The organism is Actinomadura sp. J1-007 (assembly GCF_009793335.1).
GTDB classification, from domain to species: Bacteria; Actinomycetota; Actinomycetes; order Streptosporangiales; family Streptosporangiaceae; genus Spirillospora; species Spirillospora yumaensis.
Genome location: NZ_WING01000001.1, coordinates 6,770,660 through 6,792,622 on the forward strand (window position 1 = coordinate 6,770,660; position 21,963 = coordinate 6,792,622).

General features: G+C 73.8%; 21 protein-coding genes. 16 read left to right on the forward strand and 5 right to left on the reverse strand.

What is annotated here, in order from left to right; translation table 11 throughout:
- The 3 genes from ectB to pip form a co-directional block, all read right to left on the reverse strand.
- Positions 1-1,263 (reverse strand): diaminobutyrate--2-oxoglutarate transaminase, encoded by a 1,263-nt coding sequence (gene ectB, locus GEV43_RS30755; RefSeq protein ID WP_160823665.1) that lies wholly within the window; start codon positions 1,261-1,263, stop codon positions 1-3.
- A gap of 326 nt (positions 1,264-1,589) precedes the next feature.
- Positions 1,590-2,114, reverse strand: a complete 525-nt coding sequence (gene ectA, locus GEV43_RS30760) for a diaminobutyrate acetyltransferase (protein WP_160823666.1) — start codon at positions 2,112-2,114, stop codon at positions 1,590-1,592.
- An 808-nt stretch (positions 2,115-2,922) separates the two neighbouring features.
- Entirely contained in the window at positions 2,923-3,891 is a 969-nt protein-coding gene (gene pip / locus GEV43_RS30765) for a prolyl aminopeptidase (protein WP_160823667.1), read from the reverse strand.
- Between the two features lie 325 nt (positions 3,892-4,216).
- On the opposite strand from pip, the gene GEV43_RS30770 reads away from it, so the two are divergent.
- The 14 genes from GEV43_RS30770 to GEV43_RS30835 all read left to right on the forward strand — a co-directional run bounded on the left by GEV43_RS30770 (position 4,217) and on the right by GEV43_RS30835 (position 18,396).
- Positions 4,217-5,860, forward strand: a complete 1,644-nt coding sequence (locus tag GEV43_RS30770; RefSeq protein WP_160823668.1) for a hypothetical protein — start codon at positions 4,217-4,219, stop codon at positions 5,858-5,860.
- 292 nt (positions 5,861-6,152) lie between these two features.
- On the forward strand, positions 6,153-7,841 hold the full coding sequence (locus GEV43_RS30775) for a CTP synthase (RefSeq protein ID WP_160823669.1): 1,689 nt from the start codon (positions 6,153-6,155) through the stop codon (positions 7,839-7,841).
- Positions 7,838-8,497, forward strand: coding sequence for an NUDIX hydrolase (locus GEV43_RS30780; protein WP_309239921.1), 660 nt, complete (start codon positions 7,838-7,840; stop codon positions 8,495-8,497). Before GEV43_RS30775 ends, GEV43_RS30780 begins: the two co-directional genes overlap by 4 nt.
- Positions 8,498-8,715: 218 nt before the next feature.
- Complete coding sequence (locus tag GEV43_RS30785) at positions 8,716-9,627, forward strand: site-specific tyrosine recombinase XerD (protein ID WP_309239922.1); 912 nt, start codon at positions 8,716-8,718, stop codon at positions 9,625-9,627.
- 155 nt (positions 9,628-9,782) lie between these two features.
- Positions 9,783-10,664 (forward strand): ParA family protein, encoded by an 882-nt coding sequence (locus GEV43_RS30790; protein WP_175250899.1) that lies wholly within the window; start codon positions 9,783-9,785, stop codon positions 10,662-10,664.
- A gap of 11 nt (positions 10,665-10,675) precedes the next feature.
- Positions 10,676-11,032 carry a hypothetical protein gene (locus GEV43_RS30795; RefSeq protein ID WP_309239923.1) on the forward strand — a complete coding sequence of 119 codons (357 nt, stop codon included), beginning with the start codon at positions 10,676-10,678 and terminating at the stop codon, positions 11,030-11,032.
- A gap of 64 nt (positions 11,033-11,096) precedes the next feature.
- The gene (locus tag GEV43_RS30800) at positions 11,097-12,206 is read left to right on the forward strand and encodes a segregation/condensation protein A (RefSeq protein WP_309239924.1); all 1,110 of its coding nucleotides are present in this window, start codon (positions 11,097-11,099) and stop codon (positions 12,204-12,206) included.
- A gap of 226 nt (positions 12,207-12,432) precedes the next feature.
- Positions 12,433-12,975: an SMC-Scp complex subunit ScpB gene (gene scpB, locus GEV43_RS30805; protein ID WP_160824883.1), complete on the forward strand. Its 543-nt coding sequence runs from the start codon at positions 12,433-12,435 to the stop codon at positions 12,973-12,975.
- Entirely contained in the window at positions 12,972-13,703 is a 732-nt protein-coding gene (locus tag GEV43_RS30810) for a pseudouridine synthase (RefSeq protein ID WP_160823672.1), read from the forward strand. Before scpB ends, GEV43_RS30810 begins: the two co-directional genes overlap by 4 nt.
- A 32-nt stretch (positions 13,704-13,735) precedes the next feature.
- Positions 13,736-14,098: a chorismate mutase gene (aroH, locus tag GEV43_RS30815; protein ID WP_160823673.1), complete on the forward strand. Its 363-nt coding sequence runs from the start codon at positions 13,736-13,738 to the stop codon at positions 14,096-14,098.
- Between the two features lie 165 nt (positions 14,099-14,263).
- The gene (locus tag GEV43_RS30820) at positions 14,264-15,355 is read left to right on the forward strand and encodes a prephenate dehydrogenase (RefSeq protein ID WP_160823674.1); all 1,092 of its coding nucleotides are present in this window, start codon (positions 14,264-14,266) and stop codon (positions 15,353-15,355) included.
- Between the two features lie 518 nt (positions 15,356-15,873).
- Positions 15,874-16,536, forward strand: a complete 663-nt coding sequence (gene cmk, locus GEV43_RS30825; protein ID WP_309239925.1) for a (d)CMP kinase — start codon at positions 15,874-15,876, stop codon at positions 16,534-16,536.
- A gap of 102 nt (positions 16,537-16,638) precedes the next feature.
- Complete coding sequence (gene der / locus GEV43_RS30830) at positions 16,639-18,021, forward strand: ribosome biogenesis GTPase Der (protein ID WP_160823675.1); 1,383 nt, start codon at positions 16,639-16,641, stop codon at positions 18,019-18,021.
- A gap of 171 nt (positions 18,022-18,192) precedes the next feature.
- Complete coding sequence (locus GEV43_RS30835; RefSeq protein ID WP_160823676.1) at positions 18,193-18,396, forward strand: hypothetical protein; 204 nt, start codon at positions 18,193-18,195, stop codon at positions 18,394-18,396.
- 95 nt (positions 18,397-18,491) lie between these two features.
- On the opposite strand, the gene GEV43_RS30840 is transcribed toward GEV43_RS30835, so the two are convergent.
- On the reverse strand, positions 18,492-19,187 hold the full coding sequence (locus tag GEV43_RS30840; protein ID WP_160823677.1) for a hypothetical protein: 696 nt from the start codon (positions 19,185-19,187) through the stop codon (positions 18,492-18,494).
- Positions 19,188-19,291: 104 nt separating this feature from the next.
- Entirely contained in the window at positions 19,292-20,323 is a 1,032-nt protein-coding gene (locus GEV43_RS30845; RefSeq protein WP_309239926.1) for an alpha/beta hydrolase, read from the reverse strand.
- Between the two features lie 180 nt (positions 20,324-20,503).
- Between GEV43_RS30845 and GEV43_RS30850 the strand changes: the two genes are divergently transcribed.
- Positions 20,504-20,941, forward strand: coding sequence for a molybdopterin-binding protein (locus GEV43_RS30850; protein ID WP_160823678.1), 438 nt, complete (start codon positions 20,504-20,506; stop codon positions 20,939-20,941).
- A 9-nt stretch (positions 20,942-20,950) separates the two neighbouring features.
- Positions 20,951-21,799, forward strand: a complete 849-nt coding sequence (gene modA, locus GEV43_RS30855) for a molybdate ABC transporter substrate-binding protein (RefSeq protein ID WP_309239927.1) — start codon at positions 20,951-20,953, stop codon at positions 21,797-21,799.
- The last annotated feature ends 164 nt before the right edge of the window (positions 21,800-21,963 follow it).

Sequence of the window (21,963 nt, forward strand, 5' to 3'; positions counted from 1 at the left end):
TCAGACGGTGACGGATTCGCGGACAGCCTCCACCGACTCGGCGATGATCTCCAGGCCCCGGTCCAGCTCGGTCTCGGACGTGGTCAGCGGCGGCAGCAGCTTGACCACCTCGCCCTCCGGGCCCGAGGTCTCCATCAGCAGGCCGCGCGAGAACGCCTCGCCGCACACCCGCGGCGCCAGCGCCGGGTCCGACATGACCAGCCCCCAGGCGAGGCCGCGCCCGCGGACGCCGTCGACCGCGCCCGGGTGGGCGAGGGCGATCTCGTTCAGGGCGCGCTCGACCTGCTCGCCCTTGGCGAGGGTCTGCTTCTCCATGCCCTCGCCGGTCCAGTAGTCCTCCAGCGCCCCGACCGCGGTGACGAACGCCGGGTTGAACCCGCGGAACGTGCCGTTGTGCTCGCCGGGCTCCCACACGTCCAGCTCGCGCCGCATCAGCGTGATCGCGAACGGCAGCCCGTAGCCGCTGAGCGACTTTGACAGGCACACGATGTCCGGCTCGATCCCGGCCTCCTCGAACGAGAAGAACCCGCCCGTCCGGCCGCAGCCCATCTGCACGTCGTCGACGATCAGCAGGATCTCGTGCCGGCGGCACAGGTCGGCGAGGCCGCGCAGCCACTCGGCCGTCGCGACGTTGATGCCGCCCTCGCCCTGCACCGTCTCCACGATCACGGCGGCGGGCTTGTCCAGGCCGCTGCCGCTGTCGTCAAGCATCGTGTCCAGCAGCAGGAAGTCCGGCGTGCGGCCGTCGAGGTAGTCGTCGTACGGCATCGCGACGCCGTGGCCGAGCGGCACGCCCGCGCCGTGCCGCTTCATCGAGTTGCCGGTGACCGCGAGCGCCCCGAGCGTCATGCCGTGGAACGCGTTGGTGAAGCTCACGACGCTCTCGCGGCCGGTGTACTTGCGGGCCAGCTTCAGCGCGGCCTCCACCGAGTGGTTGCCCGCCGGGCCGGGGAACTGGATCTTGTAGTCGAGGCCGCGCGGTTCGAGCACCACCTCGTTGAAACGGTCCAGGAAGTCGCGCTTGGCCGTGGTGTACATGTCGAGGCTGTGCACGATGGCGTCGCTCGACAGGTAGTCCATGAGCCGGCGTTTCAGCTCCGGGTTGTTGTGCCCGTAGTTGAGGGTGCCTGCGCCGGCGAAGAAGTCCAGGTACCGGCGGCCGTTCTCATCGGTGACGTGGCTGCCCTGCGCGGTGTGGAACACCGCCGGCCAGCCCCTGCAGTAGCCGCGGACTTCCGATTCGAGACGGGCGAAAGTGTCCATGCTCTGCCTCCGGCAGTAGGGGTGGGAACGGGGTGATGACGCGAGGGGATGCGGGCGGACGTCCGGGCACCGCACGAGGACGTGCGGCATCGGGGACCGGGCCCCGGCGGGCCGTACGCGACGGCCGCGCGTCGCGGGACGGCCGCGCGCGCCCGGCGCGGGCCGGCCTCGGGCGCGCGGAGCGGGAACGCGCGGCACCGCGGTGTGCGGGGCGGTGGTGAACGGGGCGGTGGAACGTGCGGGGTGAATCCATGAGTGGTGGTGACATGTGGGGGTGGTGGACCTCTGGGGCTCTCTGCGGGTGGCGGGCCTGCGGCGCCGCGGGATCAGAACGGGCCGATCCTGAAGAGCACCTCGGGTTCGTGCTTCTCGGGGAGGTGCTCGGCCCCGAACAGCGGCGTGCGGACGAGCTCGGCCCCGCGGGCGCGGGCGAACGACTCGAACATCGCGGTGGACGCGGTGTTGGACGGTGTCACGGTCGCCTCCATGAACCGGTACCCGCGGGCGGACATCCGGTCGCCGAGCTCGTCGAGCATGCGTCTCGCCAGGCCCTGCCCGCGGTGCCCGTGATCGACGGCGACCTGCCAGACGAAGAACGTCTCGGGACTCGCCGGACGCGCGAAGCCGGTGATGAAACCGCAGGGGACGCCGCCGTCGCGCGCCACCACCGAGGTATCGGGGAAATCACGACACCACAGGGTGTAGCTGTACGGGGAGTTGACGTCCAGCACGCGTGACTCGCGCGCCAGCCGCCACAACTCCGGACCGTCCTCCAGGCACGGCTCCTGGAGTTGCACGTCCGGTTCCGGATCGGTCCGGCGGATGGGGGATTCCAGGGGTTGCGCTGCCATGTCCAGGCAACTTAGCGAACCAACCTGAGTGCGCCGCGAGGATTGTTATCAGCGGGATGTTTGAGCGGCCGGCGAGCGGGTATGGCAGAACGCTTGCCAAAACCGGGTTCATTTTCGGACCCCGACGGCCCGCCGTCCCGGCGGTTTTCGGGCGGATACGCAGGGCGGTTGCGGGAAGCGCCGACGCCGCGCGCCCCCGCCACTTTGCGGGTCACTCTAGTGATTTGTCATCGATTCGCGAGACTTTTTATGTCTCATTTGTGTGAGGTGAATCACATATTTTTGATGGCAACGTGACGCGCGCGATGGGCGTCACGGTGTGACCGGGCAGGTCGAGGGGCATGCGGCCGGGCCGGTACGGGCGCGCGGGCGGGAGTCCTGAGAGGGAGCGACACCGCCACGCAAGGGCCCGCAGGGGTATCGCGAAGGGAAGAGATGGCTATCTGCGACGGTGAGGTCGCGGGGAGATTTCGGGGGACCGCGACCCCTGAAAGTCAGGCCCGATTCAGGCCCGCCCCGAGACCGCAATAAGTCCCGCTCCCAACTCCCTCCCGCCCGCGGGCCCACCCGCCGGCGACCGTTCGGGCCCGGCGCCCAGCCCGCGGTTCGCCCGCGCCCGGACGCGCCGCCCGGCCGCGAAAGGCCGCCCGCGCCCGCCGCCGACCGAACCGCGCGCGAGCGACCATTCAGCACCCGTTCAGCACCCGTTCAAAACCGACCAGAATCGTTGAGAGCCGTTCAGGAGCGGGCTTGTGACCGAGCTCGGGGCCCGTTCACGAGCGGGCTTGCGGCCGGGCTCGGGGACGGTTCAGGAGCGGGCGGCGAAGCGGTCGGTGGCCTCGATGAGGCGGTGCAGGGTGCCCGGCTCGGTGAAGGCGTGGCCCGCGTCGTCCACCAGGTGGAACTCGGCCTCTGGCCACGCGCGGTGCAGGTCCCACGCGGTCGCCGCCGGGGTGCACATGTCGTACCGCCCCTGGACGATCACGGCGGGGATGTGGCGGATCCTGTCCACGTCCCGCAGGAGCTGCTCCTCCTCGAAGAACCCGCCGTTGACGAAGTAGTGGTTCTCGATCCGGGCGAACGCCACGGCGTAGTCGGGCTCGTCGAAGCCGTCGACCAGTTCGGGGTCCGGCCGCAGCGTGATCGTCGAGCCCTCCCACGTCGCCCACGCGCGCGCCGCGGCGACCCGCACGTCGCGGTCGGCCGAGTTGAGCCGCTCGTGGAACGCCTCGATGAGGTCCTCGCGGTCGTCCTCGGGAATCGGCTCCACGTAGCGCTCCCAGAGGTCGGGGAACACCAGCGACGCGCCCTCCTGGTAGAACCAGTACAGCTCGAACGGGCGCAGCATGAAGATGCCGCGCAGCACCAGCTCGGTCACCCGCTCGGGATGCGCCTGCGCGTACGCCAGCGACAGCGCGCTGCCCCACGACCCGCCGAACACCAGCCACCGCTCGATGCCGAGGTGCTCGCGCAGCCGCTCCATGTCGGCGACGAGGTTCCAGGTGGTGTTGGCCTCAAGGGACACGCCGGGGTCCTTGGCGTGCGGGAGGCTCCGGCCGCAGTTGCGCTGGTCGAACAGCACGATCCGGTACGCCTCGGGGTCGAACTGCCGCCGGTGGTCGGCGTTGCACCCGCCGCCCGGCCCGCCGTGCAGGAACACCGCCGGCTTGCCGTCGGGGTTCCCGCAGACCTCCCAGTGGATCTGATTGCCGTCGCCGACGTCGAGCAGCCCGGAGTCGTACGGCTCGATCGGCGGATACAGGGTCCGAAGCTCCATGGACGGCCATCCTTCCATCCGTCCGCGGACGGGCGGGCGGAAGTGTGATCTGCGCCCCGATGTGCGCGAATAGACCGTGAGGATCAAGAAACTAAACCCCAAACTGGGCAAACGTTCTGCGCGTCGGCACTAGAGTGCCTGTGGTGAGCAGAGCGACGAGCCGACGGACGGCCCCCGGCCGCCGGGCGCGGAGCGACGCGAGCACGACGACCATGCAGGCCCCGCGTACGCGGCTCCGTGCCGCCTGGCGAGGAGACAAGTGAGCGAACTGAACGGATCGGGTGGTTCGCGAGGCGTCCCTGACGCCGGTTCGCCCTGGCCCCCCTTGGGCCGCGACGCGGGCCCGAAGCCCGACGTGCCCGTCCCGGCCGCCCAGCAGCCCATCCAGGTCACCAAGCAGCCCCCCGGCGAGCCCGCCGCCCGGCCGCCCGAGCCCGAGCCCGAGGCGCAGCCCTGGGACATCGTCGAGCGGCTGCGCCAGATGGCCGACCTCATCGGCGACGCCCTCGCCGCCGGCGAGCGCAAGGTCAGCGAGGCCCAGACCGACGCCGCCTCGCAGATCGCGACCGTGCAGGCCGAGCGCGACTCGGCCCAGCGCGACGCCGCCGCCGCGTGGGGCGAGGTCCAGCGCGCGCGGGGCCAGGCCGAGCAGGCCGACCGCCGCGCGGTCGAGGCCGAGCGCCGCGTCGCCGAGGCGCAGAACGAGGCGGCCCAGCAGATGTCCGCGCTCCAGGCGGAGAAGGAGTCGTCGCAGCGCGACGCCGCCGCCGCGTGGGGCGAGGTCCAGCGGGCCCGCGGCCAGGCCGAGCAGGCCGACCGCCGCGCGGTCGAGGCCGAGCGCAAGCTCGCCGACGCCGAGCGCCGCGTCACCGAGGTCCAGAACGACGCCGTCCAGCAGATCGCCGCCGCGCAGGGCGAGAAGGAGAACGCCCAGCGCGACGCCGCCGCCGCCTGGAACCAGGCGCAGCAGGGGCGCGCGCAGGCCGACCAGGCCCGCGGCCAGGCCGAGCAGGCCCGGCTCCAGGCCGACCAGGCGCGCGGGCAGGCCGAGCAGGCCCGCGCCCAGATGGAGCAGGCCCAGGCCGCCGCCGAGGCGGCCGAGCGCCGCGTCGCCGAGGCCGAGGCGACCGTCCGGCAGGCCATCACCCAGCGCGACGCGATGAGCGAGGCCCGCGACGACGCCGTGCGCGCCGTCGAGGACTCCGTCGGCGCGCGCCGTTCCGCCGAGGCCGAGCGCGACCGGGTGGCCGACCAGGCCGCCGAGCTGTCGCGCGCGCTGGAGACCGCGCACGCCGAGCTGGCCGGGCTGCGCGCCAAGGTCACCGACGCCGAGATGACCGCGCAGAACCTCCAGCACGCCGTCGCCGCCGCCGGCAAGGAGTCCGACGAGACCCGCCGCCGCGCCGAGGCCGCCGAACGGCGCGCCGCGGAGTTCGAGCGCCGCGCCCAGGAGGCCGAGCGCCGCGCCGCCGACGCCGAACGCCGCGTCGCCGAGTCCGAGCGCCGCGCGGCCGAGGCCGAGAACGAGCGCCAGCAGGCCCTCGACACCGCCGCGCAGTCGCTGGAGGCCGCCAAGCAGGCCGAACGCGAGCGCGACGCCAACAGCAAGGCCCGCGAGGCCGCCGAACGGACCCGCGAGGCCGCCGTCCAGGCGCAGGCCCGCGCCGAGTCGGAGCTGACCCTCGCGCGGGGCCGGGCCGACGCGGCGGGCAGGGAGCGGGACAAGGCCGTGGCCGGCATGCGCCAGATGGCGGCCGAGCGCGACGCGGTCGCCGAGAAGCTCGCCGAACGCGACCAGTGGGTCGACCAGCTCGCCCAGGCCGTCACCGAGCAGCGCGCGGCGATCGCCGAGCTCTCCCAGGAGCGCGACGCCGCCCGCAACGCCGCCGACCAGGCCCGCTCCCTGATCGACGAGCTCACCCGGCAGCTCCGCACGATCATGCCCACCGCCGCCACCCCCCGCCTCTGACCCCCCGGCCTCCCGCCCCGCGCCCGCGGGGCGGCGGGACCTCGCCGCGCGGCGCGGCCCGAAGGCCGGAGACCCGCCGGGGGCAGGGGCTCCGGCAGCCGCCGGATCGACGGTGTGCGCGGCGGCCCGGCGGAGAATCCGGCGGCCGGGCGGCCCCGGAAGCCGCTGACCAGGGGCCCCGCGCCCTCCCCGGGGACACGTCCCGGACGGCGCACGGTCGCGCGGCTGTTATCCTGGTGGCCCGTGGACAGTGCGGTTAACGTCCGCCTCGCAACGACCACGGGAGTCCTACTTGCCTTCGGCAGCCACGGGTAGTTCACGTCCTACCAAGCATCTGTTCGTCACCGGCGGTGTCGCCTCCAGCCTCGGCAAGGGACTGACGGCCTCCAGCCTGGGTCGGCTGCTCACCCTGCGCGGCCTGCGGGTCACCATGCAGAAGCTCGACCCGTACCTCAACGTCGACCCCGGCACGATGAACCCGTTCCAGCACGGCGAGGTCTTCGTGACCGACGACGGCGCCGAGACCGACCTCGACATCGGCCACTACGAGCGCTTCCTGGACACCGAGCTGCACGGCTCGGCCAACGTCACCACCGGCCAGGTCTACTCCAACGTGATCGCCAAGGAGCGGCGCGGCGAGTACCTCGGCGACACCGTCCAGGTCATCCCGCACATCACCAACGAGATCAAGGACCGGATCCGCGGCATGGCCGCCGACGACTCCGGCGTCGACATCGTGATCACCGAGGTCGGCGGCACGGTCGGCGACATCGAGTCGCTGCCGTTCCTGGAGTCGGTCCGGCAGATCCGCCACGAGATCGGCCGCGACAACTGCTTCTTCCTGCACGTGTCGCTGCTGCCCTACATCGGCCCGTCCGGCGAGCTGAAGACCAAGCCGACGCAGCACTCGGTCTCCGCGCTGCGCTCGATCGGCATCCAGCCCGACGCGATCGTGTGCCGCTCCGACCGGCCGATCACCGAGGGCCTCAAGCACAAGATCAGCATGATGTGCGACGTGGACCGCGAGGCCGTGGTCTCGGCGGTGGACGCCGCCAGCATCTACGACATCCCCAAGGTGCTGCACTCCGAGGGCCTGGACGCCTACGTGGTGCGCCGCCTCGGGCTGCCGTTCCGCGACGTGGACTGGGGCGCCTGGGACGAGCTGCTGCGGCACGTCCACCGGCCCTCCCGCGAGGTCACGATCGCGCTGGTCGGCAAGTACATCGACCTGCCCGACGCCTACCTGTCGGTCACCGAGGCGCTGCGGCACGGCGGGTTCGGCAACGACGCCAAGGTCAACATCCGCTGGGTCAAGAGCGACGACTGCGAGACCCCCGAGGGCGCGCGGCGCGAGCTCGACGGCGTGGACGGCGTCCTCATCCCCGGCGGGTTCGGCGTGCGCGGCATCGAGGGCAAGGTCGGCGCGATCCGGCACGCCCGCGAGCGCCGCATCCCCCTGCTCGGCATCTGCCTCGGCCTCCAGTGCATGGTCATCGAGGCGGCCCGCACGCTCGGCGGCGTCGCCGACGCCGGCAGCGCCGAGTTCGACGCCACCACCGCGCACCCGGTGATCGCGACGATGGCCGACCAGGTCGACGTCGTCGCCGGCGAGCGCGACATGGGCGGCACCATGCGGCTCGGCCTCTACCCCGCCGACCTCGGCGAGGGCACCATCGTCCGCGAGCTGTACGGCGAGGCCAAGGCGTCCGAACGGCACCGGCACCGCTACGAGGTCAACAACGCCTACCGCGCCGAGCTGGAGAAGGCCGGGCTGCGGTTCAGCGGGCTGTCCCCGGACGGCCGCCTCGTGGAGTACGTCGAGCTGCCCCGCGAGACCCACCCGTTCTTCGTCGGCACCCAGGCCCACCCCGAGTTCCGGTCCCGCCCGACCCGCCCGCACCCGCTGTTCACCGGCCTCGCCGCCGCCGCCCTCGACTACGCCGAGGCCCGCCGCAGCGGCGACGCGGTGACGGCCCCGTGAGCGGCGGCGCGACCCCGGGCCCGGACGACGTCCGCGACCGGCCCGAGCGCTGGGAGGTGGTCGAGGAGTCCCGCGCGTTCGAGGGGCACGTGTTCAACGTCCGCCGCGACCGCGTCCGGATGCCCGCCGGGCCGACCGCCGCCGCGGGCACCGAGGTCGTCGGCCGCGACGTGATCGAGCACCTCGGCTCGGTCGGCGTCCTCGCCCTCGACGACGGCGGCCGCGTCCTGCTGCTGCGCCAGTACCGGCACCCCGTCGGCTACCTGCTGTGGGAGGCGCCCGCCGGGCTCCGCGACGTCGCCGGCGAGCCGCTGCACAAGCTCGCCGAGCGCGAGCTGCTGGAGGAGGCGGGCTACCGCGCCGAACGCTGGGACACCCTCGCCGACGTCTTCCCCTCGTCCGGGATGTCCGACGAACGCGTCCGGATCTTCCTCGCCCGCGGCCTCACCGAGGTCCCCGCCGACCAGATCGACTTCGAGCGCCGGCACGAGGAGGCGGAGATGCCGGTCGTGTGGGTGCCGCTGGACGACGCCGTCCGCAAGATCTTCGCCGGGGAGATCCACAACATGATCGCCACGACCGGGATCCTCGCCGCGCACGCCGCCCGCGCCAACGGCTTCCGCGACCTGCGCCCCGTGGACGCCCCCGAGCGCTGACCCGTCCGCCTCCCGCGCGCACGCGCGGGGGAGGGAGCCGGACGTGCGGCGGCTCGCGGCCGGATGACATCTCCCTCGGTGGCGGGAACGGGCATGATGGGCACGAGCCGTTCCGCCCCGAGGGAAGAGGTGCCGCACTGACACCGAGCACGACACGCCGGAACGCCGTGCGGCCCCCCGAGGAGGACTCGACCCCCCGGTCCGCGCTGGAGTCAGCCGTGCGGACCTACCTCGGGCACCTGGCCGTCGAGCGCGGCCTCGCCGCCAACACCCTCAGCTCGTACCGCCGCGACCTGCGCCGCTACGCCGAGGTGCAGGCCGGGCGGGGCCGCACCGCGATCGACGCGATCGGCGAGGACGACGTGCGCGCGTTCCTCGTCGGGCTGCGCGAGGGCGACGAGGAGCATCCGCCGCTGTCGGCGGGCTCGGCCGCCCGCGCGCTCGTCGCCGTGCGCGGCCTGCACCGCTTCGCGCTGCGCGAGGGCCTCGCCCCCGCCGACCCCGCGCGCGACGTCAAGCCGCCCACCCCGCCCCGGCGGCTCCCCAAGGCCATCTCCATCGCCGAGGTCGAACGGCTCCTCGCCGCGTCCGGCGGCGCCGACGGCGACGCCGGCGCCGCGCGCGGCCTGCGCGACCGCGCCCTGCTCGAACTGCTGTACGGCTCGGGCGCCCGCATCTCCGAGGCCGTCGGGCTCGACGTCGACGATCTCGACCTGGGCGACGGGTTCGCCCGCGTGTCCGGCAAGGGCGGCAAGACCCGCGTGGTGCCGATCGGCGACTACGCGCGCCGCGCCGTCGAGGCGTACCTCGTGCGCGCCCGCCCCGAACTCGCCAAGGCGGGCCGCGGCGGGCCCGCGCTGTTCCTCAACGCGCGCGGCGGGCGGCTCTCCCGGCAGGGCGCCTGGATGGTCCTGCGCGCCGCCGCCGAACGCGCGAAACTCTCGGACGTCTCGCCGCACACCCTGCGCCATTCGTTCGCCACGCATCTGCTCGACGGGGGCGCGGATGTGCGCGTCGTCCAGGAATTGCTGGGGCACGCCTCGGTGACGACGACGCAGGTCTACACTCTGGTGACGGTCCAGCTGTTGCGCGAGGTCTACGCGACCTCACACCCTCGCGCGCGTGGCTGAACGGGTGCCGGCGGGGGGCCGGCGACAAATCCCGACTATCGGCGCGCGTCGGCTTGAGCCGTGGGGTGGCAAGCTCTAGAGTCCCCACTCTGGATGGCATTTTCGGGCCGCCGGGGAGGGATCTGGTGACCAGCACAAAGGCTCCGGAGGGCGTCCTGTCCTCCGCCACCATAGAGACCGATCCGCGTCGGGCCCTCGGCCCCACGCAACGGCCCGTTCCCGTGTTCCCGGACCCCGAGCCGCTCGCCGAGCACGGGCCCGCGCGGATCGTGTCGATCTGCAACCAGAAGGGCGGGGTCGGCAAGACCACCACCACCATCAACCTCGGCGCCGCGCTCGCCGAGTACGGCCGCCGCGTGCTGCTGGTCGACTTCGACCCGCAGGGCGCCCTGTCGGTCGGCCTCGGCAAGGGCGACCCGCGCCAGCTCGACATGACGATCCACAACCTGCTGCTCGAACGCGACACCGAGTGGGAGGACGTCGTCATCGAGACCGGCGTCGACGGGATGGAGCTGCTGCCCAGCAACATCGACCTGTCCGGCGCCGAGGTGCAGCTCGTCCACGAGGTCGGCCGCGAGTACATCCTCGCCGGGGCCCTGAAGTCGGCGGTGCCGCACTACGACTACATCCTCATCGACTGCCAGCCGTCCCTCGGCCTGCTCACCGTCAACGCGCTCGCCGCGAGCGACGGCGTGCTGATCCCGCTGGAGTGCGAGTACTTCGCGATGCGCGGCGTCGCGCTGCTGATGGAGACCATCGACAAGGTGCAGGGCCGGATCAACCCCGACCTCAGCATCGACGGCGTCCTCGGCACCATGTACGACTCGCGCACCCTGCACACCCGCGAGGTCCTCGGCCGCATCGTCGAGGCGTTCGGTGAGAAGGTCTTCCACACGGTCATCAACCGCACGGTACGGTTTCCTGACGCGACCGTCGCGGGGGAGCCGATCACGTACTTCGACCCCAACTCGATGGGGGCGAACGCATATCGTGGTCTGGCTCGGGAGGTGCTCGGAAGGTGGGCTCACGGCGGGTAAGTCTGCCCGGGGTGGATGAGATCTTCCGCCCCACGGCCCCCGCGGGCGGGCAGCCCGCGCCGGTCCCCGCCCAGGCCGAGCACCCGCGGCCCGCGCCCGCTCCCGCCCGGGCCCCGATCCCGGCGCAGAGCCCGGCCCCGGCCCGCCGCCCGACCGGGCGCCAGCGCCACGACTCGAAGATCACCGTGTACGTCTCCTCCGACGAGCTGCTCGACCTCGAACGGCTCCGCCTCACGCTCCGCGCCGACCACGGCCTGAGCGTCGACCGCGGACGGCTCGTCCGCGAGGCCGTCGCCGCGATGCTGGGCGACTTCGACGCCCGCGGCGAGCACAGCGTCCTGGTCCACCGACTCCGCGACGACGCCTGAGCCGCCGGTGCCCACCCCGCCCGAACAGGCAGAACGCCCAGCCCGCTCCGCTACCGTGAGCGGCGTGGACGAGACGCCGCCCGAACCGGAACGGGACGAGCGCGAGCCCCCCGGAGCGGCCGGCCCCGGCGGGCGGGCGGAGGCCGCCGCCACGGCGGAGCCAGGCGGAGCGGCCGCGTCCGGCGGCGCGGGCGGAGCGGCCGGGCCCGGCGGCGCGGGCGGAACGGGACAGGACGGCGAGGAGCAGCAGGGCTTCCGCGTCCACCTCGACAACTTCGAGGGGCCGTTCGACCTGCTGCTCGGGCTGATCTCCAAGCACAAGCTCGACATCACCGAGGTGTCGCTGCACAAGGTCACCGACGACTTCATCGCCCACATCAGGTCCCACGGCAAGGACTGGGACCTCGACCAGGCCAGCCACTTCCTGCTGGTCGCCGCGACGCTGCTGGACCTCAAGGCCGCCCGGCTGCTGCCGTCCGGCGAGGTCGACGACGAGGACGACCTGGCGCTGCTGGAGGCCCGCGACCTGCTGTTCGCCCGGCTGCTCCAGTACCGGGCCTACAAGGAGGTCGCGCGGGTCATCGCCGGGCGGATCGCCGACCAGGGCCGCCGCTTCCCGCGCGTGGTGCCGATGGAGCCCCGCTTCGCCAACCTCCTGCCCGAGGTGCTGCTCGGCCTCGGCCCCGAGGAGTTCGCGCGGCTCGCGGGCAAGGCACTCGCCCCGAAGGCGCCGCCCTCGGTGTCGGTTGAGCACATGTACCAGCCGAAGGCCAGCGTCAAGGAGCAGGCCGCCCTGGTCGTCGAACGGCTCCGCCGGCTCCGCAAGACCACCTTCCGCGTCCTCGCGGCCGACGCCGAGGGCACCTACGAGGTCGTCGCGCGGTTCCTGGCGCTGCTGGAGCTGTACCGCGAGCAGGCCGTGACGTTCGAGCAGCTCGAACCGCTCGGCGAGCTGCACGTCACCTGGACCGGCACCGACGACGGCGACGTCGAGGTCGGCGACGACTACGAGGGCTCCGCCGAGAAGCGGGCCAAGGACGACAAGGACCGGAAGGACGACAAGGACCGGCGGGACGCGCGGGACCGGCGGGACGAGCCGGACCCGGGCGCCCGGCCGGAGCCGGACGACCGGCCGGACCCGAAGGACAGGGACGAGAACACCGACGATGACTGACCGACCCAGCGAGGACGCCCGCGAGGGCGCCCCCGAGCCAGGCCCCGGGAACGCCGCGGAGCCCGCCCCCGCCGCGCAGCCGTTCAACGGAGCCGGGCCCTCGAACGGAGCGGGGCCCGCGAGCGCCTCCGAGAGCGCGGACGAGGCCGGACCCGAGGAACGCGCCCCGGAGGACGGGACCGACGCGGGCGCTGGCACCGACGGCGGCGGGAGCGCGGGGGAGGGGCTGCCGGGGCTGCGCGCCTCCGTCGAGGCGATCCTGCTCGTGGTGGACGAGCCGGTGGCCGAGATCACGCTCGCGCAGCTCCTGGAGCGCCCCCGGCACGAGGTCGCGGGTACGCTGCGTGAGCTGGCCGCGGAATACACCGAGCAGGGCCGGGGGTTCGACCTCAGGGAGGTCGCCGGCGGCTGGCGGTTCTACACCCGGGACGTGTGCGCCCCGGTGGTGGAGCGGTTCGTCACCGACGGGCAGCAGGCGCGGCTGACGCAGGCCGCGCTGGAGACGCTCGCCGTGGTGGCGTACCGGCAGCCGGTCAGCCGGGCCAGGGTGTCGGCGATCCGCGGGGTCAACAGCGACGGGGTGATGCGCACCCTGACGCTGCGCGGCCTCATCGAGGACGCCGGGCAGGACCCCGAGTCGCAGGCGCACCTCTACCGCACGACCGGGTACTTCCTGGAACGGCTCGGGCTGCGCGACCTGGACGAGCTGCCCGAACTGGCCCCCTACCTGCCCGACGACCTGCCCGACGACATCATCGAGGACAAGTGAAAGAGAACGAGGGCGTACGGCTCCAGAAGGTCCTGGCCGACGCCGGGATCGGCAGCCGCCGCCACTGCGAGGAGCTCATCGGCGAGGGCCGGGTCACCGTGAACGGCAACCGGGTGTTCCGGTTCGGCGAGCGCGTCGACCCCCAGCGCGCGGTCATCCACGTGGACGGCCGCCGGGTGGAGACCCGCGCCGAGATGCGGTACTACATGATCAACAAGCCGCGCGGCGTGGTCAGCACCATGGCGGACGAGCGGGGGCGCAAGTCCCTGGCCGACTACGTGGAGGTGCCCGAGCGGCTGTTCCACGTCGGCCGCCTCGACACCGACACCGAGGGGCTGATCCTGCTCACCAACGACGGCGAGCTGTCCCACCGGCTCACCCACCCGAGCTACGGCGTCGACAAGACGTACCTGGCCGAGATCCACGGCCCGATCCCCCGCGACCTCGGCAAGCGGCTGAGGGCCGGGGTGACGCTGGAGGACGGGCCTGCCAAGGCCGACAGGTTCCGGGTGTTCGACCAGGTCGGACGGCGCGTCCTCGTCGAGATCACCCTGCACGAGGGGCGCAAGCACATCGTGCGGCGGCTGCTGAAGGAGGTCGGGTTTCCGGTCCAGCAGCTCGCCCGCGTAGAGTTCGGCCCGATCAAGCTGGGCGCGCTGAAGCCCGGCGGGATGCGGGCCCTGACCGTCCGAGAGGTCGGGGAGCTGTACAAGGCCGTCGGGCTGTAGCCGGGCGGGCGGCGGAACGGGAGGAGTGCGAGGTGGCCGTACGAGCCGTCCGAGGGGCGACGCAGGTCGACGCCGACGACCGGGACCAGATCCTGGCGGCGACGACCGAGCTCGTCACCGAGGTCATGAGCAGGAACGGGCTGACCACCGACGACGTGATCAGCGTGGTCTTCACGGCGACGCCCGACCTGACGGCCGAGTTCCCCGCGCTCGCCGCCCGCAAGCTCGGCTTCCACGACGTCCCGCTGCTGTGCGCGAGCGAGATCGCGGTCCCGCACGCCCTCCCGCGCGTGATCAGGCTGATGGCCCACATCGAGACCGGCCGCCCGCGCTCGGACATCCAGCACGTCTACCTGCGCGGCGCGGTCGCCCTCCGCCTCGACATCGCCCAGTAGCCGGCAACGGTCCGTTCCGGGCTTCGGGAGGCCGCAGGCCCCTCATCGTTCGTGACGGTGAGGGGCCTCTCGCGTACGGTCACGGAAGTGAGGCGAGGCGGCCGTCTTCGGCGACCCGGATCGCGGTCCGGCCTCGGCCTTCGGGAAGGCCGCTAGGCTGGGCCGGTGGCTGAAGAAGGGATCGCGAGACGCGTCGTCGTCGTCGGAACCGGGCTGATCGGCACCTCGATCGCCCTCGCCCTGCGCGAACGCGGCACCGAGGTGCTGCTCACCGACCGCGACGCCGCCGCGCTGCGGATGGCCGTCGAGCTGGGCGCAGGCGACGCGCTGCCCGAGGGCGCGACCGCCGAGCCCGCCGACCTGGCGGTGCTGGCCGTTCCGCCCGCCGCCGTCGCCGTCACGCTGCTGGACGCCCAGAAGCGCGGCCTCGCGACCGCCTACACCGACGTCGCCAGCGTCAAGGCCGTGCCGCTCGCGCAGGCGGCCGAGCTCGGCTGCGACCTCACCACGTTCGTCGCGGGGCACCCCCTCGCCGGGAGCGAACGGTCCGGGCCCGCGGCGGCGCGGCCCGACCTGTTCCTCGGCCGTCCCTGGGCGCTGTGCCCGACGCCGGACGCCGCGCCCGAGGCCGTCGCGACCGTCACCGGCCTCGCCCGCGCCTGCGGCGCCGAGCCCGTCGTGGTCGAGCCGGGCGAGCACGACCGGGCGGTCGCGCTCGTCTCGCACGCCCCGCACGTGGTGTCCGCGGCCGTCGCCGCCCGGCTGACCGGCGCCGACGACGTCGCGCTCGGCCTGTCCGGGCAGGGCGTCCGCGACGTCACCCGCATCGCCGCGAGCGACCCGCGGCTGTGGATCGGGATCCTGTCGGCCAACTCCGAGCCGGTCGCCGACGTCCTGGAGGCCGTCGCGACCGACCTCGCCGTCGCCGCGTCGCTGCTGCGCGACGGCAGCGAGGAGGCCGCCGCGCACGTCGCCGACCTGCTGCTGCGCGGCAACGCGGGCCGTTCCCGCATCCCGGGCAAGCACGGCGGCGACCAGTCCGCCTACGCCGTCGTCCCCGTCGTCATCCCCGACCGGCCGGGCGAGCTGGCGATGATCTTCCAGGCGGCCGGGATCGCCGGGGTCAACATCGAGGACGTCACCATCGAGCACTCGCCGGGCCGCCCGCTCGGCGTCCTGGAGCTCTCCGTCGAGCCCGAGGCGGCCGAACGGCTCGCCGCCGAGCTGCGCGCCCGCGGCTGGTCCGTCCCCGGCTGAGCCCACTCGACCGCTCCGACCCCCTCGGACCGGTTCGGCGGGCCCGGCCCGTTCGGGCCCGTTCGGCGGGTCGGGTCCCTCTCGGGCCCGTTCGGCAGGGTCCGGCCTCCCTTCGGGCCCGTTCGGCAGAGGCCGCCCCTTCGGGCCCGTTCGGCCGCTCCGGCCCCCTCGGCCCGTTCAACAGGGTCCGGCCCGTTCGGCGGGGCCCGGCCCGGTCGGTGGGGGCGGGTGGGCTTCCGGGGTGGCGGGGCAGACGATCTTGGCCGTGGTGGTGGCCGGGGGCCGGTAATCTGGGCGGTTGGGGCTCGTTCGGGGGATCAGCACTGCTCGGGGCCGCCGCACGTCCGGCCGCCGGGCGCGGCACGGCCCTCGCGCGCCGCGCACCCCCGCGCCGGCGCACCGACCGCGCGATGCCCCCGGGCATCGGCCACGGGGTGTCGGCGCGCCGCCCGGAACGGTGCCGGCGGGCATCCACCACCGGTGCCCACGGGCACCGAACATGCGAAAGGGACGCGATCGTGACGCTCGTCATCGCCATGGACGGCCCGTCCGGGTCCGGCAAGTCCAGCGCCTCCAAGGGCGTGGCCCGCGCCCTCGGGCTGCGCTACCTCGACACCGGCGCCATGTACCGGGCCATGACCTGGTGGATGCTGCGCGAGGGCGTCCCGGTGGGGGACGCCGAGGCGGTCGCGGCCCGCGCCGGCGACCCGGTGATCGTGTCCGGCACCGACCCCGACGCGCCGACGATCAGCGTGGACGGCGCCGACGTGTCCGAGCCGATCCGCACCCGCGAGGTCACCAACGCGGTCAGCGCGGTCAGCTCCGTCCCGGCCGTCCGGGCGCGGCTGGTCGCGTTGCAGCGTGAGATCATGGCGGCGGGGGACATCGTGGTCGAGGGCCGCGACATCGGCACGGTCGTCGCGCCCGAGGCCCCGGTCAAGGTCTACCTCACCGCCAGCGAGGAGATCCGCGCCGCGCGCCGCGCCAGGGACCTGGCCGCCGATCCCGCCGCCTCGGTGGCGGTGACCCAGGCCGAGCAGGCCCGCCGGGACCGGCTCGACTCCACCCGCAAGGCGTCCCCGCTGGTCAAGGCCGCGGACGCGCACGAGATCGACTCGACCGAGCTGAGCCTCGGCGAGGTCATCGAGGCGGTCGTCCGCCTCGCCAAAGAGACCGACTGAGCGTGCTGGAGGGGTGCGGCGCCGACTGGACCGGACGGCGGCGGAGGAGCGACGAGGCAGGGCGGCGCCGGACGGCGCCCCGGAAGCACGCGGGAAAAGACTGTGACTGAATACGAGATCGAGACGTTCGAGGCGCCCGAGCAGGACGAGCACGAGCTCGCTCCGGCGCCGGTGGTGGCCGTGGTCGGCCGGCCCAACGTCGGCAAGTCGACGCTGGTCAACCGGATCCTCGGCCGCCGCGAGGCCGTCGTGGAGGACGTGCCGGGGGTGACCCGCGACCGCGTCGCCTACGAGGCGACGTGGAGCGGGCGGCGGTTCACCGTCGTGGACACCGGCGGCTGGCTGCCCGACGCGTCCGGGCTGGCCGCGGCGATCGCCGAGCAGGCGCGGCTGGCGGTGGAGCTGGCCGACGTGGTGATGTTCGTGGTCGACGCGACCGTCGGCGCGACCGACGTGGACGAGGCCGTGGTGGAGATCCTGCGCCGTTCGGGCAAGCCCGTCGTGCTCGTCGCCAACAAGGTGGACGACATCGGCGCCGAGTCCGACGCGGCGGCGCTGTGGTCGCTCGGCATCGGCGAGCCGCACGTGGTCAGCGCCCTGCACGGGCGGGGGAGCGGCGACCTGCTCGACGCGGTGCTGGAGGCGCTGCCCGAGGAGGCGCCCGCCGAGACGTTCGGCGAGGCGGGCGGCCCCCGCCGGATCGCGCTGCTCGGCCGTCCCAACGTCGGCAAGTCCAGCCTGCTCAACAAGCTCGCCGGGGAGAACCGCGCCGTCGTCGACGCGGTCGCCGGGACGACCCGCGACCCGGTGGACGAGGAGATCGAGCTCGGCGGCAAGGTGTGGCGGTTCATCGACACCGCCGGGATCCGCCGCCGGCACCGCGAGAACCAGGGCGCCGACTTCTACGCGACGCTGCGCACCCAGTCGGCGCTCGAACGGGCCGAGGTCGCGGTCGTGCTGATCGACGCCGACGAGCCGCTCGCCGAGCAGGACCTGCGGATCGTCTCGATGGTGATCGACTCGGGCCGGGCCCTGGTCATCGCCTACAACAAGTGGGACCTGCTGGACGAGGAGCGCCGGCACTACCTGGAGCGCGAGATCGACCGGCAGCTCCACAACGCCCGCTGGGCGCCGCGGGTCAACATCTCGGCCCGTACCGGACGGCACGTGGACAAGCTCGTGCCGGGTCTGGAGACGGCCCTGGCGGGCTGGGGGCAGCGCGTCCCGACGTCCAAGCTCAACCAGTTCTTCGCCGACCTGGTCAACGCGCACCCGCACCCGGTGCGCGGCGGCAAGCAGCCGCGCGTGCTGTTCGCGACGCAGGCCGGCGTCCGCCCGCCGCGCTTCGTGCTGTTCACCTCGGGCTTCCTGGAGGAGGGCTACCGGCGCTTCATCGAGCGGCGGCTCCGCGAGGAGTTCGGGTTCGCGGGCACGCCCCTCGACATCACGATGAAGATCCGCGAAAAGCGCGGCAAGCGCAAATAACCGCGCCATGGCCCGCCGGGAGACCTTTCCCCGGCGGGCCGCGGCGTGTCAGGATGCACATCACGGCCGCCGATGTAAGCTGACGCTTACTCGTTGACCGAGCAACGGGTGTGTGGTCTAGTTCTGGTGGGCGGATTTCCGGACGTCAGGGCGCGGGTCGAGGGGTGCGACGTGAAGCTCTTGGTGCTCATCTCCGCAGCGTTGGTCTGCCTGGCGCTCGCGTTCGTGTGGCGCGAGCCGTGGCTCGGCGGCATCGGCCTGCTGATCGCGTTCGTCGCGATGTTCACCGACCGCGACGACGTCCGCCTCGATGACGAGAAGGGCAGCTACGAGACCACCAAGTCGGTCCGCAACATGCGCGGCCGCAACCGCTGACCCTCGTCCCTCCCCGGTCGCGACGGCGACGGCCACCGGCTCGCGCCGGTGGCCGTGCTCGTTCGGCCGGGTGCCGTCCTTGTGTGTGAGTGCTGTCAGCCGTGCGGGCGTTCGCCCGGTTCCGGTGCCACGCGCTGGTCCGGCGGGGCCGGGTCGGGCGGGGCCTGCCGCGGCACCGCCGGAGCGGGGCCCCCGGCGTGGCGGCCGGCCTGGGCGTCGCGGCCGTACCGGCCCTGCGTCGGCGCGATGGGCTGCGTCGTGCCCGCGCCGCCGGGCCGTCCGGTCCACGCGGGCCCCTCGGCCTCCTCGGCCGCCGCCGCCCGCGCGGCGTCGGCCTCGCGCACGCCGACCACCGCGAAGCGGCCGAGCGCGACCGCGGCGAGGAACACCGCGACGACGCCGAGGGCGGTGAACCCCGCGAGCTGCTCGGCCACGCGGTGTCCCTCCTCGGTGCCGAGCGGCGCGCCGACGCCGTCCACGTCCCACAGCGTCGCGACGGTCGGTCCGACCGCGAACCAGCCGCCGCCGAGGACGGCCAGCCACGCGCCCGCCATCGCGAACGCCCGGTTGGCGGCCAGCAGCACGATCAGTCCGCCGAGCCCGACCGCGACCGCGGGCGCGACGCTGAGCTGGAGCCGGTCGGTGTCGTAGACCCACGTCTCGTCGGGGGCGAAGCCGAAGTCCAGGTACGGGCCGACGAACGGCAGCAGCCCGCCCCACAATCCCAGAAGCACCAGCAGGACTCCGCTGAGGACGCCCCTGGTGCGCGGTACTCGCATGGTCCCAGTCATGATCGCTCCTCCTGACCGGGTGGTAGGTCCGTGCCCACCCCTTTACCCGGCGCGGATCGCTCCAAGCACGCTGCCCGGGGACCTGCGGATACCCGGCCGCGCCCCTACGCGGACGCGGCGTCCGCGCGCGGAGCGGGCGGAGCGGAGGGCGTCGAGCGGCTCGTCCCGTAGGCCGTCCGGACGAACGAGCCGAGATCGGCGATCGCGGCGCGCGACTCGGGGAGCAGCGGCCCGAACATCTGGAACACGTGCACCTGCCGGTCCCAGACCTGGAACGTCGTCGGCACGCCGGCCTCGGCGAGGCGCCGCGCCATCAGCTCCGAGTCGCAGTAGAGCAGTTCGGTCGAGCCCGCCGTGAGCAGCACCGGCGGCAGCCCGGCGAGGTCGGCGCGGATCGGCGAGACGGACGGGTCGGCGAGGTCCAGGTGGCTGAGGAAGCCCTCGACGAGCCGTTCCAGCAGGGCGCCGGGCGCGGACGGGTCGAGCTTCATGTTGGCGTGCGCGAGCTTGGAGGTCAGGTCCATGTCGAGCATGGGGGAGATGGCGACGAGGGCGGCGGGCATGGGCAGCCCCTCGTCGCGGGCGCGCAGCGCGGTGGAGAACGTGAGGTGCCCGCCGGCCGAGTCGCCCATCACCACGACGTCGCTCGCCCGGACGCCGCGTTCCTCCAGCAGCCAGCGGTAGGCGGCGACGCAGTCGTCCACCTCGCGCTCGAACGGCACGGCCGGGATCATCCGGTAGTCGACCGACAGCGCGGGCACGCCGGACGCGGCGCTGAACCGCGACACCATCCGCCGGTGCGTGTTGAGGCCGCAGCAGATCCAGCCGCCGCCGTGCAGGTAGAGGATCACCCGGTCGCGGCCGCGGCCGACGCCGGGCCCGTGCACCCACTCCGCGCCGAACCCGTCGAACCGCACCGGCTCGCAGTGCGTGCCCTTCGGCGGGCGGGCCCGTCCGGCGAGACGGTCGAGAGACGCGGCGCGGCGCAGCGCCCGCTCGTCGATCGGGAGCTTGGCGACCCTGGTCAGCCCCGGCCTGAGCAGGCCGCGGACGCCCGAGGAGACCGCCCTTGAGCGCAGGCTCGCCGTCCCGCGTCGTTCGATCACCAGTGTCGTCGGCTGTGCTGCTCCGGGCACGGGGCCTCCTCGTCGCGGGTCGTCCCTTCGATGGTGGCACCGCGGGGGCCGATCGGGGAAGACCGAATCCGAATCTCGTTCTATTGGAGCATCTGCCAGGCTTTCGGGCCCGTACAGCTTGCAAACAGTGGAGAGTCGCCCAGGTGTGGCTGGCATCTGCGAGGGTCTAGGCTGTGCCGCGTGACGACGTTCAGGATCAGCGAGGCCGCCGGGCTGCTCGGGGTCAGCGCCGACACCGTCCGCCGGTGGGTGGACGGCGGCCGGCTCCCCGCGTCGCGCGACGCGCACGGCCACCGGCTCGTTCCGGGGGCCGAGCTCGCCGCGTTCGTGCGCGACCAGGCCCGGCAGGGCGCGGCGGGCGGCGGCGCGGGGACGGGCCCGGGATCGGGCGAGCCGGGCGAACGGTTCTCGTCCGCCCGCAACCGGATGCGCGGGATCGTCACCGACGTCGTCCGCGACGGCGTGATGGCCCAGGTCGAGATCCAGGCCGGGCCGTTCCGGGTCGTCTCCCTGATGAGCCGCGAGGCCGCCGACGAGCTCGGCCTGGAGGTCGGCGTGGTCGCCGACGCCGTCGTGAAGTCCACCAACGTCGTGGTCGAAGTGACCGACCCGGGCTGAAGGAGAACCGTGTCCCACCAGATGGCCGGGCGGAGCCCCGGCGGCCCCGGCGGTCCCGGCGTCCGCGCCGTCCGCGCCCGGCTTCCGCGCCGCGCGTCGGCGGCGGCCGCCCTTTCCCTGCTGCTCGCCGCCGGGTGCGGCGACACCGGCGACGGCGGGTCCGGCGGCTCGGGGAGCGGGTCCGGCGGGACGCTCACCGTCTTCGCCGCCGCCTCGCTGACCGAGTCGTTCACCGCGCTCGGCAAGAGCTTCGAGAGTTCCCACGCGGGGGTGAAGGTCAGGTTCAACTTCGGCGGCAGCTCCACGCTCGCTCAGCAGATCGCGCAGGGCGCCCCGGCGGACGTGTTCGCCGCCGCGAGCCCGGCCACGATGAAGCCCGTCTCGGACGGCGGGGACGCGGCGGGCCCGCCCCGGGTCTTCGCGCGCAACCGCCTCGTCATCGCCGTTCCGAAGGACGACCCCGGCAAGGTGAAGGCGGTCTCCGACCTCTCGCGTCCCGGCCTGAAGGTCGTGCTGTGCGCGGAGCGGGTCCCGTGCGGCGCCGCCGCCGAGACGGCCCTCGCCGCCGCCGGCGTCAAGGTCGCCCCCGCCTCGCGCGAGCAGGACGTCAAGGCGGTGCTGACCAAGGTCCGGCTCGGCGAGGCCGACGCCGGACTCGTCTACCGCAGCGACGCGAGGTCGGCGTCCCCGCAGGTCAAGGGCATCGAGTTCGCCGAGTCGGCGAAGGCGGTCAACGACTACCCGATCACCGTCCTGAAGAAGGCCCCGAAGGCCGCGCTCGCCGGCGAGTTCGTCAAGCTGGTCCTGTCGCCCCAGGGCAGAACCGCCCTGACCGGCGCCGGATTCGAGACCCCATGACCGAGCGACCCCGCCGCCCCCACGATGCGCGCTCGGCGCCGGCGGCCCCCGTGGCGGAACGGCCCGGGGCCGCGCAGTGTTCGGGGCCGCGAGGTGCTTGGTGGCGCGAGGAGTCCGGGGCCGCGGGGTGTCCAGAGCCGCAGGGTGTTCCGGGGCCGCGGGGA